This window comes from Bdellovibrio sp. 22V, assembly GCF_030169785.1.
Lineage (GTDB): Bacteria > Bdellovibrionota > Bdellovibrionia > Bdellovibrionales > Bdellovibrionaceae > Bdellovibrio.
Genome location: NZ_CP125854.1, coordinates 625,329 through 641,721, shown reverse-complemented (window position 1 = coordinate 641,721; position 16,393 = coordinate 625,329). Strand labels below are relative to the sequence as shown.

The following is a 16,393-nucleotide window of genomic DNA, read 5'->3' as shown; positions in this document are numbered from 1 at the left end:
CGTGTGACAATGAGATGTTTAAAAATGGGATTATTGAAGACCGAGTTTCTTTTTAATCAATTCGAGATCTTTTTTCAGCTCTTCATTCTCTTTTTCGAGACGCAGGATGCGAGCTTCTTTTGCAGCGTTGTCCGCTTCCACGGAAGCGATCTTACGCTCAAGCGAATGGCACATACCATAGAGTGATTTCGTCGACTCAATCAGCGGAGCAATCAATTTATTGTAGGCGATTCCTTTATAACCTTTTGCATCCGTCGTGACCGCTTCAGGATATACTTCTTCTACTTCTTGCGCGATTAAACCAATGTCAGATCCTTGCTGGAACTGTCTTTCTGGATACTCGTCATGGCGCCAAGTGTACGAAACACCACGCATTTGCAAAACTTTCTGCAATGCCAACGGCAAGGTTTGAATATGATCCTTGAATCTTCGGTCAGAAGATTGTGTCACCGACCCCGTAAAATAGCCGCTTCCGTTGACGTGCAAGCGAGACGTTGGATCACTCACGCCGATACCGACGTTACCGTCTGACTCGATTGTCAGTTTAGGCTGAGCATCCGGCAAACTGTTTTGATTCGTGATCGTGAAGGCATTCGACGAACCCCATGAAGTGCTCGTAGTATTGCTCGACTGAGCCAGCGTCCACGCCGTCATATTACCGCCCACGGTATTGAGGATTCTCAAACCGGAAGCGGACGCGTTTGCAGAGGCTACCTGCACGGGAGCAATTGCAACAGGATCTTCGACGGATAAACGGAAAAGCGGAGACGTCGTTCCAATACCCACCTTACCGGAGGAATCCAAAGTCATCGCCGTCGTCTGTCCGACGGTTCCATTTGCAACGACATTGAAATCCATCTTCATTCCCTGCGCTGAAGCCGTGTGATTTTCTGACGCTAAAATACTCACACCCGCATAGGTGTTCGTGCTCACTCCGTTGGCGCCGCCAAATACCGCCAAACGGTCATTGGCCAAGGGATGTTGCGGCGAGCCCGCGGTTCCACGAGCTTTGTATCCGAAGAAAAGTCCTGCGGCATTTACATCCGACATATAACTTCGATTGACGATCGAACTTGTCGCTCCGTCAGTGGCCACTTCCAGGCGAGCCGATGGAGAGGTGATGCCAATACCGACGTTTCCGTTCGGAAGAATCGACATTTTGTTAGTTCCGTTCACTTCAACATGAACAGCTTGCGCGTTGTTGGTTCCAATAGTCAGTGGCGATGCGGGACTATTACCCCCGTTCAGAACAAGACCTGCCGTATCGTAAGGTGTACAACCCATCATACCCGCACCGTCGAAGGTGATCATATTGCCAATGCCGCAAGTAAAGGTCGTCAACGTCGAGCCTGTTCCGTCGGAAGCAACCAAACGGTTTGCAACGAAAGTTCCCGTTCCCGTACCACCGTTAGCGACATTCAAAACACCTGTGGTCTCCGAACCGACATTCACAAATGAAGGTGTCCAATCTGTTCCGTTATATTTCAAAACATGTCCACCTGAAGGGGGCGTTGCACTGACAGGCCGTCCTTGAATTTTCACGACACTTGGATTCGGATAGACTCCTGACAAATCTCCACCGGCTGTTCCTCCGGGAGTGACTCCGCCAATGGTTACCGTGGATGCCGCTGTCAAACGGCCTTGTGAATCAACGGTAAAGGTAGGAACTTGCGTTGCGGAACCGTATGTACCCGCTGTCACTGAGGTGTTCGCCAATGAAATTGTGCCTGTGCTCGTAATAGGTCCGCCGACTAAGCCCGTACCTGTTGCGATGTTTGTGACAGTGCCCGTTCCGCCTCCGCCACCGCCCAATGTATCCCAGGCAGAGCCGTTATCTCGATAAATTTTCAGAGTGTCGGTCGCAATGAAAAGACGACCCGCAGTTCCCGCCGCGCCTTTCGCTGAATCCACATCCGACTTGATCCCCAGAGTTGATCCCAGATTTTTCACACCGTCTGTGATTCCGTAACCACTTAACGTCGTTGGCAGGCCAGTGATCTTCGTCGCAAAATCAAGAGAAGGAATATCTCCAGCAACCAAACTTGTACTTCCCGCAGTCACGCGGCCTTTCGTATCGGTCGTGACTTTATAATAAGTGCCTGCCGTTCCGATCGCAGAAAGCGTCAACGCTCCACTCGGAGCCAACGTCGCATCACCAGACACCGGAACAGAATTCGCCACACTGCTGCCGTTTCCTACGAAGATATTTCCCGGTGCCAGCGACGAAGAAAGTTTATCCGAAAAAACAGCAAAGTCTGTTGCCGCCAAGTATCCGTCTGTTGTCGACGTCGCCTTCGCAAGAGTAATATGCGGAGTCGTTGTTCCGGTCGCAACACTCAACGGCGCTGTTGACGTTACATTGGTGACGCTGCCGCCACTTCCCGTCGCGGAGATCGTGATATTACCTGCTCCTGAAGTGATATTAATGCCCGAACCCGCGGTGATATTTCCGGGAACATAGGTTCCGCTATTGCCCATCAACACTTGATTGTCGGCAGGAGCTGTCGCAAAAATTCCCGCGATAGAATTCATTAACGCCTGAGTCACCGATCCCGTGTTTTGCACGAAATCACTTGAAGTCTTATCCGCGAGTCTTTGCGCATTGATCGCAAAAGGAATGTTATTGATCGTGACATCGGGAGCAAGATCCGTAGCACCCACGCGAATGTGCAATGAACGGGAAGTAAATCCAGAGACGGCCGCTGTCGTGCCGCCCTGACAGTTCACACTTCCACTGGCCGCAAAGATACGATCCGCCGTATTTCCCGTCGAGTCTGTGCGTGAACCCGCACCAATCGTGGCACTGAATTCACCTTGTGTTCCCGGCGCAATATTCTGCGTCTCTTCATACACCACACAAGAGGGAGGATAGATCACTTGAAAGGTGACTGTTTGCGTGGTCGTGATCGGTGTACCCGTCGCATCCGTCAAAATACCTTCATAAGTAAACAGAGACCCGGGCGATACCGCCATGGCAGAAATGCTGATTAAAAAAAGTAAGACCATCAGGAAGAACTTCATTGCGCAATCCTTCCCTTAATCACAAAGCCACCGCCGGAAGCGACATGCTGCTCTTGCGCACGAACGCGGCCCTTCAAAACCATGTTGGTGCCGGTTTGTGTCTTCGCCCCTGCTAAGATCTCTTGTGAAATCGTTGTAGAAGGAGAGTATTTGATTGTGACATTACGATAAATCCAGTTGCCGATACGAGGTTGTGCGCGGAACTTCACGGTCACCATCTGGCCGTTCGTAAACGTCATCGAACTCCAAGGGGCCTTGCTGTCTGAAAGAGAAATTTGAAAACTGCCATTCGCACATTGGGAAGCCACGGCAGGGTCATACGACGTCGGAGTCACCCATGTTGTGCCGCCGTCGAAACTCATTTCAACAGCGCCCACGAACGAAGAACACGTTGCCTGCAAGGGCACATTGTTCATGCTCGCAGTCACGACATTTGTGGGATTAAAGTCAAAGCCTTCAATGGAACGAAGAATACTGACGGTAGGATTCGCGTCGGAGCATCCTGCCACCATAAACAACAAAGCTAAAATGTTGAATTTCCTCAATTCCCACAATTTCATCTTTATAAATATCGGTGAATTTTTGGGCGCCCTTGAGAATCAAAATGAGACAATCCCGGGAAACTAAGGAATATAAATAAAAAAAGCCCGCACATGTCTCACTTTGAAGTCTTCTATGAGTATGCACAGGCTTTAGAGTTACTAAAACGATAAAAAACTATAATGTCACTCGCCCCACAAGACCGCATTTAAAGGAGTCATAGGAACTAATATTCAAAAGACCCGGATGAGCTTTATGGTTGTCTCCTGTCCGCACATCATTGTTCGCTATAATCACTTATTTGTTTAACCCTAACTCAGTGGCTGGACCAAAATTGACTAGTTCTTCACAAAGATGTGGAACTGGTAAACGCCGGTGCCGTCTTTTTGGTGGGCCCATTTGTCTTTGTCGACCAAAGCTTTCCAGCCCGTTGTATCGATGGCCGTCGGTGCGCGCATGAAGGAACGAATCACCATTTTGCTGCCCGCTTTTGTTTCCGGCGAAAGCTTTTGCAAGATCTGATTGGCGTCGTTCGCATCCAAATAGGAAATCGTGTCGGACAAAGAAATAAAGTTGTAAGCGTGGCGAGGTAAATGTTCTAACAAGTTGCCATGCAAGTAATGAATTTCGGTTTTTGATTTTTTCACGGCATCGACAATGTGTTGGTGCGCTTCCAAAGGCAAACCTTCTTCATAGGCGATGCGGCCTAAGAAAAGAATCTGCATGAAATAGTTTTTGCGCACCAGCTGCGTTCTAAAAATACGATCGAACTCTTCCATGATAAATTGCGAAGGTCCGCGCTCTTCTGTTTTCGCTTCGGAACGTCCGCTGAAGTGACCTTTATAAAGGTACTTGTTAAAGACGTACTCGCTGGCGGCAATTTTGATAAAACTGTTCCAGCGAATCTTCGGCCAGTATTGTTCATACAATTCGATCTGTTCGTCCAAAGACTGTGCGGAAAAGATTTTACTGAAATCACACTGCAAGATGTCCCGGAAAACATAGCCGAGCTTTTGAAAATGCGATTCCCACTTCCCTAATAAAATAAAACCATGCGGTTTCCAGCCCTGCACGCGCTCGACCCAATACGCTTTCGCTTCTTTGGATAAAATCAAACGATGGAAAAGAACTTCTCGGTCGTCCCCCGAATCCGTTCCTACTTGCAAACCACCGCGATACCCCATAAAAAACAGATACTCTTCATACGACAACGTTTTCATCGCCTGTAAGCGCAACTCGCACAGATACAGTTGCGACACAGACATATCAATGACGTCGAGATGTTTGGGATTTTTCGCCAGCAAAGGCAAACAACGGGCGCCCGAACCTGCAATACTGAACACGCGCTCTACGTCATCCGCAAGCAATTCAAATTCGATGCGTGTATCTTCATTGGACAAAGTGTAGTTCAGATCAGAGAAATATTCTTTCGCCACAAACGCTCCTTAAAAGGGAAGATTTCCTGTCAGTTGCAAACGAAGCCCCGCGACGAAGCCCCCCGTGATATCTTCATATATTTTATAAAGGCCGTCATTACCTTCATAGTTTTGCGCGAAAATCGCGGCTGTAAAATAGTCCGTAAGATTGTATCCGTAGGTCACACTGAGGAAGGAATCCTCCGCTTTAGGATTTTGATAAAGCTGGAAATGCAGATCATGGCGGTCTGGGTTCCACTGCGCCGTCAGATAAAACGAAGTCTGGGTTTCATTCCCCGTGATGTCGCCAGTTTCAAAATAACTCAGCTGCGGGAGGATCACCCAGTTTCCTAAAAAAAGATCCACCCCGATCAAACCAAACAGACGCTCTTTCTTGATACCGGGAATTTCGTTGCCGGTGTCATTGCTATATCCGACTTCAACTTTGGGGACAGCATGATCAAAAGCGTAGTTCGCAGTCCCGCCATAATAGTACTTTTTCAAGACCTGCGCCGATAAAAAAGAAAACGCAAACCCACCGACATTCCATTTTGCACGTCCGCCGAAACTGGTGTTTTCTTCATTCTCGACTTCAGGAATGGGCTGAGGAAAATCATTCTCTGCAAGTTCGCCGATGCCGACTAACTCTAAAGAAAATACTTCCGTGGCATAGGTGAAAGAAGCTCCAGTGGAATGAGTCAGCTGGTCTTCAAACGGATCGAAGAATAAACGATTCCATCTTCGTCCCGTCCAAATATCCAAAGACGGCAAGGTCCAGCTTTCGCTCCACCGCAAAGCCTGGCGCCCGACACGCACAAAAAAAGATTCTAGCTTGAACTCCATGTAGGCTTCTTGCAGATAACCGCGCGAGGGAGAGCGGCGGATAAAAGCCTGGTCTTCGTTCATTTCGTATTCACCGAAACCTTCAGCGTAAATTCCAAAGGGTCCGGCCGTCGCGTTTAATTTGCCTTTAAGAATAAAACGATTCGCCAACTCTTCTTCTTGGCCTTGAATGTATTCATACCTTGGCGCCAAAACCAGATCCGCCTTGGCCAAAGAGGAGAACACAAGTAGAGCCAAGAAAAAAAGGCGTTTCACTATTTCATGCTTTCCATATTGCGAACGGTGAAGAACGAGTCAGGATAATCTTTCTTTCCCATGGAAAGAATGCGAATGTGACTGACTTGTTTATTGGTGTCTTCGATTTTCAGAGTCGTAGGACGGACCGCGCCCGAAATGTTTTTATAATCTTCAAAACTCGCGCGCTTTAAAACCGTTTTTCCATTGAGGCCCAGATACTCGGCACGCAACGGTTGATAACTGCCCTTCTTTAACCACAAGCGAATCGCCGCGTAAGTCAGATTGTCCTTCTTGCCCTTCAAAAACAACTGGACCTCGTCGCCGGTTTCTTTTTCCAGCTCAACAGAGTAATCGCCGTACCAACGCGTGCGCGAAATATCTCCGTTGGCGACCTGCCCGGAAAGTTTTTGCGCCAATGACAAACGCATGGATCTTTTCAAATTTGGTACGTACGCGTGGAAGTCACGGTCAAGCATCAGCATATTGCGGCCCTTGTCGCGAGCCGGCTCTTTGGTCACGATCAGAGTTTTATCTTGGCCTTTCAAATACACTTGAAAGACCGACGTGTTCTCTGAGGTTTCGACTTTGATTTTCATTTCGTAGGATTCCGCAGGATTGCGGATATTATCGGCTTTCTTGACCCACTCCGCAGGATCGTCTGCGGCTCCAGCTTGCAAGGTGAACAATAACGCACTCAAGGCCCAAAGAATCTTCATGATGTCTCCCCTATTTTCTTCGTGATAATGCCAGCTGTCTTGTGAGCTCGATTTCCTTATCCGTGATTATTCCGGCGTGGCCTTGGATCTCTGCCAATTGCACTCCATGGCGTTTCGCCATTTTGTAAACCTGCTTCACCTTGTTCCACTCAATGTCGCGGCCCATAGTGAAAGGCTCATACCGTTTTTCTAATGTTAAAAGAGCTGTCTCGGCGAGACAAGCATACACTGTATTACCCGGAAGTCCGATATCGCATGTCATTTCCACCGGTCCCGGTAAAACCACTTCCCCGGACTCAATAATCAAAACGTCGGGACGTCTTTTTGCGTCTTCGATGTCAAAATCCAACGGTCGAGAACAATCACACACCACCGCGCCCGGTTTCAACTTCATCACATCAACGATCTTATGGTCGAAAGCCGAGGTTGCGGTCACTAAAACGTCGGCATCCGACGCCAGTTCGTTGGCATCCGTCGAAATTGTGATTTCACAATGCGGAGCCATCTTTTCGATTTCCTGTTTAAGTTCTTGCAAACGATTCATCCGCGGAGCCACCAGGCAAAGTTTTTTAAAAACAATCGCCAAGAGTTTCGCTGACACCTGTCCGATAGAGCCCGTCGCGCCAATCACCATGGCCATGCCATTCACCCGGCCCGTGTCGGCATCCTGCTGCACCAAGCGCATTTTCCGAACAACATCGTTTAAGGCCCACAAAGTGGCCGAAGCACTTAAACTGTTTCCTGTCGTTACCGGAATCGGACTGTTTTGATTGATCGTGATTCCTTGGTCGCCAACGATCTTTGTGTAAGCGCCAAGGCCGATCATCTTCGCCCCGCGATTGGCGGCATCGTAACAGATGCCTTCAATCTTACGGTAAATCACTTCAGGATCTGCTTGCTTCAAAACTTTTGGTGTCGCCGGCAAAGCGTAAATAATCCCGTTGATTTCTTCGCCTGTTTCAGAGCTGATGATGTGTTTCACATGACCATGCACAAATGGCGGCACATTCGCAATCATGCGATCAAAGGGATCGTTCCACTGCTTCGGCATGTGCTTGATCACCGACATCCCGGGAATACGCGTGAAATCGTGGTGCGACAAGGCGTGAATCACGAAAGCAAAATCAGGTTCCGGTTGCTTGAATATTTTATTGCGAACCGAGTTCATCCCCTGCGAAATCTTCGCCTGCGTCGATGTTTTGCGGGTCTTAACGTACTTCCGCGTCACCTGACGAATCTCTGTATCTTCCGTCAGAATTTTTTCCCATTCTTCCAATGACAAAGCGGCCGTGCGGTTATGACTTAAACGCAAAGTCGCATCCAATACGGAGTAATTCATGTAAGGAGAAATTTTGCGATAATCTTCCGGAAAGAGATTGATGATACTGCGTGGAGCATACTTCATCGCCTCTTTTTCCATTTGCGGATGCGACGACCAAATCACCAAATCTTTTCCGCGCACAAACTCTGTCGCCTGATCAAACAGAAGAAGAAAAGGCAGATCACAAAACACATACTGGATGTTTTCAACCTGCGCAGCCAGCGACGAGCGACTCATCTTTTGCAATTTCGTTTCAGCCAACGGAGTGTTCTTGCGCAGATCCTTGAAGTTCGCGACATTCAACGCCAGCTTCGAAAGCGTCATCAATCCCGGAAAAGGCTGAATCAACCAGGGCACGCCCAATAAAGAGTAAGCGTCACCCAAATAAACCGATTTACGATAGCGATGACGAATGTACTCTTCAAGCTCTGTGGAAAACACGGCCGAAGGAAAGAACACACCTTGATCCGGCTGAATCACGCCAGATTCAATATTTTTGACCAAGGAATTGATGTTGGCAATTTCGCGCAGGCCTGTTCCGTCGCAAAGAGGCACCGGCGAAGGTGTCGCCATAATATCAAGATACTGACGATGCACGTAAGACTTTTGATCAAGGCGAATCACGGGAGGCAAACTCGTTAAAGCAAAAGCATCCACCTGATTGCGAAGCGTTTCGATATATCGCTGAACCGATTCCACGGAAAAGTTCGCACTAAAACGCTGAACCTCAAAGTGATTTCCAGCGAATTCAAATTCGTAAGCGGCATCCCAATAAGGGCGACCAAAACTAATTTCTGCGATTCGATAGGAATGCTTCATAGCCGCTCCAGAACGTCAGTTCATAATCTTTAAATTCGGGACACCAATTATCGCCAAGAATTTCTTTCGTCGCCGTTGTTTCGTAGCGAGGCAGGTTCAGTAAATAATAAATCTCTTCTTCAGGAAACTGAACAAGATACTTCGATGCTTTCATAACGACCGTATCAGAAATAGCACCGATCAAAGCAATCCCATTATGAGGAATCGCAAGACGTTTCAAAGTGGATTCGTAGAGTTCTTTGGCACTCAATCCTCGCGTCGGGGACACGTGAAAGCTGTGATACCCTTGAGGCTTCGTCTGTAAAGTCCATTCGCAAAACTTGACGATGGCTTCCGCCGCCTTATCAACGGGGACGATCGGCATACGAACTTTTTCATGACCCGGCAAAGGCAGCGCGGTTGGCAGAGCCTGAATCAACGTGCGAATTTTCGCAAACCCCTCTGCCGCATGATAAATGCCGTCGACTCTTTCGATCGTTCCCTTTTTCGTGTCTCCTACTAAAATTCCTAAGCGCAGATTCACCCGACCCGAAACGGTGTCTTGCGGCCAGTTTTGCAAAACCTGCTCACCCATGGCTTTTGATTCTGAATAAGCATCCGGAAACGGTTTCGAGAAATTCAAATCGAAAGGTTTGACCGTCGGAAGACTGGAGTTCACCGCCGCCGCGACAGTACTGGTGTTCACAAAGAACGGAATGTTCAAAAGACCGGCGATTTTCAATGCCGTTCCCATCGCTGCAATATTGTGTTGGTTGCAGTCTACCTTGTTGGCTTTTAAATCGTAAAGTCCCGCCATGTGCAGAAGAAGCGCATAATTTTTATTCTTTAGAGACGCCAGATCCAAGTCACCGTTCCACGCGGATAAATCCCCTTGCACTTCTGTTTTTCCAGAGCGCGAAAGCACATCGACTTCGAATTTTTCACGAAGCAAGGGAACAACATGCTTGCCAAGAAAACCGGTGCCTCCGGTTACAAGGATTCGCGGTTTCATTAGGAACGAACCATGACAGGTAAACCGCCGTGAATGCAGCGGATAGAAAGCTCTTGAACGTTTTTATGCAGGATTTCGCCGTCCCCAAAGAACGTCAGTTTACGTTCAGGGTTGACGCTGCGAAGTTTGAATTCTTTCAGTTCAAAGGACTTGAACGCCGGGAATTTTTCAACACTGCCACGGCGAATATGCAATGCCGCCAAAGCGTGCTCCGGAATATTCTTCGTCTCTGACAAAAGCAGATTGACCGTTCCGTCAGAGTTCGAAGTATAAGGCGCCGGCAAGAAGCTCGAACCGATCGTCTGTTGATTATTAACTAAAACAATTGGAGATTGCGTTTCGATATTTACTTTTCCAGGAATAGAAACTTCAAGCCCCCAGCCTTCAGGGTTCCACGTGCGAATCGCTTCAGCTGTCATCAAAGAGTAAACGCTCGGTCCCATGCGTTTCACAGCGTAATAACTTTTTTGCGCGAGATATTTATAAGCCTTCGCTGATTTAGGACAGTTTGCAAGATTCTGAAGATGTGAACGGAACTTATTGGCAAGCTCCGCCGCTTTCGCCGGCAGACCCAAGCCGCCGTTAGTCAGCATATAGGCTTTCGCGCCTTCTGCTTCCACTTCAATAACATCGATATATTTTGCAGTCCCTTCAAAAATATTTCGGATCGCCTGATCAATACGTTTCGAAACGCCGATCTCATGGGCAAGGTCATTCGCGGTGCCGGAGCGAATGATCGCAATCGGAGGAATATGGGAAGAGTCCTGGCACTTCATAAGACATTGCAGAGCTACGTTGATCGTTCCATCTCCGCCACAAATAATAATGTAATCGGTTTTCGCGGCGCGCTCGCCATGCAGGAAATCACACATTTCAGTGAGTGTCTGAGGCCGACAGAAACGCAAGTCGCAGCGAAATAAAGATTCGCGCACCTTGGCTTCAATCAACTCTGCATTCACAGAGCCGGCTTTAGAGTTAATAAGAACGGACACTCTCATAATATTTTGTCTCCGAGAAACTGAGGTAGCAAGTAACGTACCCAGTTCCACAAGTTCCCACGAGGGAATTAAATAGAATTGAGACTCTAGATCAAGCGGAAAATGTCACTTTGGCACCGTTGTCTAATCTCTAGACGCTTCGTGGCCGTGAAATTTTCGCGCCGATTCACATTTATTTTTTGCTGTGAGTGTCAGAAATTTGCTTTTTTGTAACGCAGTCGATTCAAAGAACTTTCTTCGCGGCTTTGCGAAAAGCCAACGGCGTCTTTTTGGTTTTCATTCGAAAAAATCGCGAGAAGTAATTAGGGTCTTCGTAACCTAGGGTCTCTGCAATTTCACCCACGGAAAGATCCGAGTAGGCCAAAAGCCTTTTGCCTTCAAGCAAACAGCGTTCTTGCACCAGGGTACGCGCTGATTTTCCCAGGCGTCGCGAAACTTTCATCGTCAGAGCTTTGGCGCTCATATTCATTTTGCGCGCATAGAATTCGACGTCGTGCTGCTTATTATAGTTTTCTTCAATCAATTGCAGAAATTTATCAGTCAGCGAGCTTTGCTGAAGAGACGGATCCTGCGACGGGACCTCGCGGAAGGCTTTCGCAAGAATCAAAAACAACGAAAGTGTGAGCACCAGATCATATTGGTTATTCTGTTCTGAGTATTCCGTAAGCATGTTTTCACACTGCACGCGAATGTCGCGCAGGCATTTCTCACTGACTTTAAAACTATCGGGCATCCGCGAAAGAAGATTTCTGATTTTATGACTGTGCGGCGTGTGCGAAAAAACCAGGTCTTCCTCGAACTCAATGACATAACCTTTGGCTTTTTCAACCACCCACGCATGCACTTGCGCCGGTTTCATAATAAAGAAACGGCCCGGTTCAATAGGATAACGTTGAAAGTCGATCTCGTGCCAGCCTTTGCCGGAAACGACAAAAACCAAATGATAAAAGTTATGTTTATGCGGAAAAGGAATCAAAGGCTCCACGCGATTTTCAAAACGCTGGATTCGTAAAGGCGTATCGAGGTTGGTCACAACGCCAAAGGCGTGCATTGGGTGAAGCTGATGAAGACTCTTAACTGGCACGAGATTTTTCTCCTAGTCCTATCCTAGCATAGAATGCTAAATTTAGAAGAAAATGGGAAGTTTGTGCTATTTTTAGGGAAGACTGTCTCTACATATTACGGGGACTTTGCCTTAATATAAGGGCGTTAGGAAAGGGGTTGTTTATGAACACTTGGATCTTTGTCGGAATCGCGGTTGTGTCGATCGCCTCTATCCTCGTCTATCTTTTCCTGATGTTTTTCTTCCCTGAGTGGGTTGGCATCACAGGAAGTGTGGCGAAAAAAGCCATCGAAAGTCACGAAACTGGAACGAACGCGACTCCCGACGATAAGTTCCTGCAATAAGTGAGCGCCTTATCATGTTGAGCGCAGAAGCTCTGGAATAGTCTTCTTTAAAAGTTTTACGGTTGGATACAAACTCGCGATCACTGTTGCGAGCATCGGCAAAAGCACAGCTTGGATGTAGTGGCGAGGCATAATATCCAAAAAGACAAAGAACTGTCTTGTGATTCCCGGAGCCGGCGGCATCGGCACTCCTTTTACCAACAAAGTTTTATCGATCAAAATCGCGATACAAATTCCCAGGATTCCGCCTAAGACTCCCAACAAACTGTTTTCAATCAAAAGAATTCTTAGCAAACGACTGCGCTTTTCGCCGTTCGCTCGCAAAGCTCCAACCTCACCGGCTCTTTCCAAAAGACCGACCGAGATCACGTTGAAAATCCCCATGCCGACAATCACCAAAATGATCGAGCGGATGAAGGCGAATTGCGCATTTAAAAAATCCACGGAGTTCTGATAGTAGTTCTTGTCGAGAATTTCGAAGGGCACGGCCTCTAGCGACGAGTTGGCCTTACGAATGTCTTTTTCGACTTGGGGCCATGCCTCAACACCTTTTGTCGCAAGAGAAAACATTTCGATTCTGTTCGTATCAAGCAAGGCCTGGGCCTGCTTTAACTCCACACGATAGAAGGAATCATCAATGATTTTCTTTCCCGTAAAAAAGATCCCCGCGACTTTTAGATCGGCACCGTTCAACTGTCCGTTCACCGTTTGCGTCAGCAGCGTGACCGTGTCGCCGACTTTGGCATCCACACTTTCCGCCAAACCTTTTCCCAGAATGATTTCATCGTCGTGCTGTAAATCGTGACCTGCGATAAAATTCATCTGTGTGAAGAAAGTGTTTTCTCGTTCCGGTATCACACCTTCACCTTTACCGCCCAAAGTGATCCCGCCTTTGACGATAAAAGAATAAAACGAAACGCGCGGAAACACCTGTGTGACGGAAGAAGAACTGCGAATCTGTTGCTCCACTTCTTCGGCGTTTTCAAACCACAGCTTCCACGGCTGTTCATGCACTTTACCGAAATAATTTTGCGGGAAAACTTGGCCGTAACCATAGTAACCGTGAATGACGTTTTCACGATACTGATTCATAACCCCGGTATTAAAACCTTGATAAATCAAAAGACCGGCAGAGCCCAATGCCACCGTACAAAGGCTGGCCCACGTGCGACGAGGATTGCGAAAGAGATTGCGCCAGGCAATTTTTAGAAGATCCAACATGACTACACCCTTCCTTCAATCTGACCGTCTTTCATGCGAAAGACCGACTTCGCAAAACTCACAAGATGCGAATCGTGAGTCGAGAAAATAAAACTGGTATTCTCTGTTTTTTGCAGCTCTTTAAAAGCATTGATCGTCTTTTCCGCTGTCACGGAATCGAGATTCGCCGTGGGCTCATCGGCTAAAACCACTTCCGGTTTTTTCGCAATCGCGCGGGCAATCGCCACTCGCTGACGTTGGCCTCCGGAAAGCTCCAGCGGTTTTTTCTTCGCATGGTCTGCTAAACCAAGAAGATCCAACGTCTCCATCGCCGTTTTCATGGACGCTGCATGTGAATATCCTAACGAAGGTAAAAAGTAAGACGTGTTTTCAAGAACAGTCAAAGTCGGAATTAGGTAAAAAGATTGGAAAATAAAACCGACTTTGTGCAAACGCACTTGTTCTTTTTCATTCTCATTCAAATGTGTGACATCTTCACCGGAAAATTCGATGTGACCGCTGGAAGGCGTGTCGATAAGACCGAGTAAATTTAAGAGTGTCGTCTTCCCCGTGCCGCTGGGCCCGACAATACAAGCAAAGCAGCCCTTTTCGAGTTCAAGGTCAATGCCTTTGAGAACGGGCACTTGTTGCTTGTTCCAAAGATACGAGTATTCAAGCGCCTTGAGACGATAAAGTGCACTCATGCTGCGACTCCTTAAAGTTGTAACAGGATAGCGTATGTTCTGTTAGAGATAGAAGCGAAAACCGATGGAAATAAAGGCGCCGGAAAAGTCGAGTTCTCTCTTAGAGCCGGAACTTGTGAGGACAGGATCTCCGCTGTTTTTCGCACCCGAAAAAGTCGTGACACTTTTGGTATATTCAAGATTGTCGACTTTCAACTGACGATAGCCAAATTCGACAAGCACCGTTGTCGTGTCGGTCATAATACCTTCATACCCCAGAGAGGCGCCCAACAAAGTTCCAGAACCTTTCGCTTCCACGGCATGATCGGAAACCCCGGGAAACGCGGTCTGTCCTGCCGCCGTCAAAGTGTAATCATTTTTCATCGTGACGTTGGCATAACCACCCGTTAGTGAAACAAAAGAACGGTACGTGTTGGTTCTTTGCAAGTTCACTTCCAAAGTCAGCTTCGGAGCATATCCCAAAAGATCGCTTGAAGCCGTGTAGAGATCGTCCGTTCCATTATTTGCCGTGGAGTTGTTCATCGTTTGAGGTTTTAAAATTTCAAACCCAAATCGCAAGCTCGCCTGAGGACGCGAATACAAAAACCCAAACTCGCCGGAGTAATTGTATTTCACTTCTTCGCTAAACCCGATAGTGGCGCCGCTTTCGCCTTTCACCGCCGAGTCACCTAAGGCGGAACCTCCACCTGTCGCAAGGAAGTAGGCGGCGAAAGTTTCTTTATTGATATTGAAAACCCGCGCCTGCGCCGTTGATGTCACTAAAAGCAGAAGCGGCAAAAACAAACGTGTCACTCTTACTCCGTCATCAAATCAACGACCACTTTGCTTGTCGTCTTTTTTCCGGCTACTTGGTAAACGCGCACTTTCGTATTCTTTTTCAAATCCAAAGTCAGATTCAAAGAACTGTCGATAGGATCCAGACTCATGGACGTTTTTGTGACGGCCAAAGAACCTTTAAGACGGTTTGTCAGCTGGTTCTGATCCAAATTGGCATTTGGCATTTGCGCGAAGTCAATCACGAGGCGAGATGGATTTTTCTTCAGCTCCGCATAATAATAACCCGGCCACCCACGCAAAAGCGCGCCGTTCATATCACCCACGTCAATGACGATGCGCTCGACTTTTTTCTTTGCGTCCGCAGTTCTGCGCACATCCATCAAAGTAAAACCGGTTCCGGCAAGACCGCCGAAGCTCACGCCTTCACCCACAAGAATTTTTGATACAGACGGTTTCGCTTTTTGTGAAGAAATAGCTGCGCCCGCAGGGAGGGCTAAAAGCAGCGCCATCATACATCCCATGTACTTCATGCTCGACTCCTTCGCTTCATAAGAAAAAGGTACCGGGTACCGTTTTCCTCTTTAATTAGGGTACGGAAGAAGCCGGTCTCTGCCAACCCTTTTGCGGCGCAAGGGGCCCAAAAAAGTCACCGCCCCTAAAAGTTTTACGTCTCAAAACGATTTTATTTAGGGAAGAAGAAATCCTCATAAGGCACAAAACTTGGAATGAGGACTCATGTTGATAATTTTCCTGTAAGGGAGCCTTTTATGAAACGCTTGGTGTTCTTCTTATTTGCGTTGTTTCTCGTAGCCTGCCAAGGCAACGACAATGGCGGCGGCAATGCACCCGTCACAACGCCTTTGAGCATGAGCTGCATTAACGGTTCAGCTTATTGCAACAACAACATTTATTATACGTATCGTGGATTCATTCCTTATCCGGGACTGGCGAACTACGCTTACAACTACATGGGCTACTTCAATCAGTACGGATTCTGCGGATGCCCGGCTGGTTATCAGCCGGTGTATAACGGAGTTTACGGTCTTGGTTGTATGCAAACGGCCCTTCTTGTCCCGACAGCTGACATTTTCTTTTATTGGACATTTGGTGGCTGGGGCTATACGACGGCCGCACCACAAGCCTCGATCAATATTCCTCAGTACTCTAATATTCCAAGTGCCAGCAATAGCGTAAGTTCATGCTCGAGAAACCTCACTCAGAGCTGCTTACTGGATAATACGATTACTTGCGGCGCAGGGGCGACGTGCCGCCAAGCGATCGCTGGATCAAATCTTGGAGTCTGCGTTCAGAACTAGAGTGAGAGCGGCACTCCTCGACCGTTTTTACGGATAATATGCCGCATTATCATGGGCCCTTGGAAGGATAAAACCACCAAGGGCCCTT

15 protein-coding genes are annotated in these 16,393 nt (G+C 47.7%); 2 read left to right on the top strand and 13 right to left on the bottom strand.

All coding sequences use genetic code 11. The features are described 5' to 3' along the window. Nucleotides 1-30: 30 nt before the first annotated feature. From QJS83_RS03130 to QJS83_RS03090, 9 genes are all read right to left on the bottom strand, one after another. Nucleotides 31-3,021: a tail fiber domain-containing protein gene (locus QJS83_RS03130; RefSeq protein ID WP_284607642.1), complete on the bottom strand. Its 2,991-nt coding sequence runs from the start codon at nt 3,019-3,021 to the stop codon at nt 31-33. Further along, on the bottom strand, nt 3,018-3,581 hold the full coding sequence (locus QJS83_RS03125) for a hypothetical protein (protein ID WP_284607640.1): 564 nt from the start codon (nt 3,579-3,581) through the stop codon (nt 3,018-3,020). Before QJS83_RS03125 ends, QJS83_RS03130 begins: the two co-directional genes overlap by 4 nt. A 318-nt stretch (nt 3,582-3,899) precedes the next feature. Continuing rightward, complete coding sequence (locus tag QJS83_RS03120) at nt 3,900-4,997, bottom strand: DUF3419 family protein (RefSeq protein ID WP_284607639.1); 1,098 nt, start codon at nt 4,995-4,997, stop codon at nt 3,900-3,902. A 9-nt stretch (nt 4,998-5,006) separates the two neighbouring features. Continuing rightward, a complete protein-coding gene (locus tag QJS83_RS03115; protein WP_284607637.1) occupies nt 5,007-6,074 on the bottom strand; it encodes a hypothetical protein in 1,068 nt (355 codons plus the stop codon). After that, complete coding sequence (locus QJS83_RS03110) at nt 6,074-6,772, bottom strand: outer membrane lipoprotein-sorting protein (RefSeq protein WP_284607636.1); 699 nt, start codon at nt 6,770-6,772, stop codon at nt 6,074-6,076. Before QJS83_RS03110 ends, QJS83_RS03115 begins: the two co-directional genes overlap by 1 nt. A gap of 10 nt (nt 6,773-6,782) precedes the next feature. Next, entirely contained in the window at nt 6,783-8,912 is a 2,130-nt protein-coding gene (locus tag QJS83_RS03105; protein ID WP_284607635.1) for a dehydrogenase, read from the bottom strand. Next, nucleotides 8,881-9,903: an SDR family oxidoreductase gene (locus QJS83_RS03100; protein ID WP_284607633.1), complete on the bottom strand. Its 1,023-nt coding sequence runs from the start codon at nt 9,901-9,903 to the stop codon at nt 8,881-8,883. The genes QJS83_RS03105 and QJS83_RS03100 overlap by 32 nt, the downstream gene beginning before the upstream one ends. Then, nucleotides 9,903-10,901, bottom strand: a complete 999-nt coding sequence (locus tag QJS83_RS03095; RefSeq protein ID WP_284607632.1) for a diacylglycerol/lipid kinase family protein — start codon at nt 10,899-10,901, stop codon at nt 9,903-9,905. Before QJS83_RS03095 ends, QJS83_RS03100 begins: the two co-directional genes overlap by 1 nt. Before the next feature lie 223 nt (nt 10,902-11,124). Then, a complete protein-coding gene (locus QJS83_RS03090) occupies nt 11,125-11,985 on the bottom strand; it encodes a helix-turn-helix domain-containing protein (protein ID WP_284607631.1) in 861 nt (286 codons plus the stop codon). Nucleotides 11,986-12,128: 143 nt separating this feature from the next. Here QJS83_RS03090 and QJS83_RS03085 point away from each other — a divergent pair, with 143 nt between their 5' ends. Next, on the top strand, nt 12,129-12,308 hold the full coding sequence (locus QJS83_RS03085; protein WP_284607630.1) for a hypothetical protein: 180 nt from the start codon (nt 12,129-12,131) through the stop codon (nt 12,306-12,308). A 12-nt stretch (nt 12,309-12,320) separates the two neighbouring features. Here the strand turns inward: QJS83_RS03085 and QJS83_RS03080 are convergent, their stop codons facing one another. Genes QJS83_RS03080 through QJS83_RS03065 form a run of 4 tightly spaced genes read right to left on the bottom strand, consistent with a single transcriptional unit; the run spans nt 12,321 to nt 15,519 of the window. Then, nucleotides 12,321-13,529: an ABC transporter permease gene (locus tag QJS83_RS03080; protein WP_284607629.1), complete on the bottom strand. Its 1,209-nt coding sequence runs from the start codon at nt 13,527-13,529 to the stop codon at nt 12,321-12,323. A 2-nt stretch (nt 13,530-13,531) separates the two neighbouring features. Next, nucleotides 13,532-14,212, bottom strand: coding sequence for an ABC transporter ATP-binding protein (locus QJS83_RS03075; RefSeq protein ID WP_284607628.1), 681 nt, complete (start codon nt 14,210-14,212; stop codon nt 13,532-13,534). A gap of 42 nt (nt 14,213-14,254) precedes the next feature. Continuing rightward, entirely contained in the window at nt 14,255-15,004 is a 750-nt protein-coding gene (locus QJS83_RS03070; RefSeq protein ID WP_284607627.1) for a hypothetical protein, read from the bottom strand. A gap of 2 nt (nt 15,005-15,006) precedes the next feature. After that, a complete protein-coding gene (locus QJS83_RS03065; protein WP_284607626.1) occupies nt 15,007-15,519 on the bottom strand; it encodes a hypothetical protein in 513 nt (170 codons plus the stop codon). 237 nt (nt 15,520-15,756) lie between these two features. Here QJS83_RS03065 and QJS83_RS03060 point away from each other — a divergent pair, with 237 nt between their 5' ends. After that, nucleotides 15,757-16,305 carry a hypothetical protein gene (locus QJS83_RS03060; RefSeq protein ID WP_284607625.1) on the top strand — a complete coding sequence of 183 codons (549 nt, stop codon included), beginning with the start codon at nt 15,757-15,759 and terminating at the stop codon, nt 16,303-16,305. The last annotated feature ends 88 nt before the right edge of the window (nt 16,306-16,393 follow it).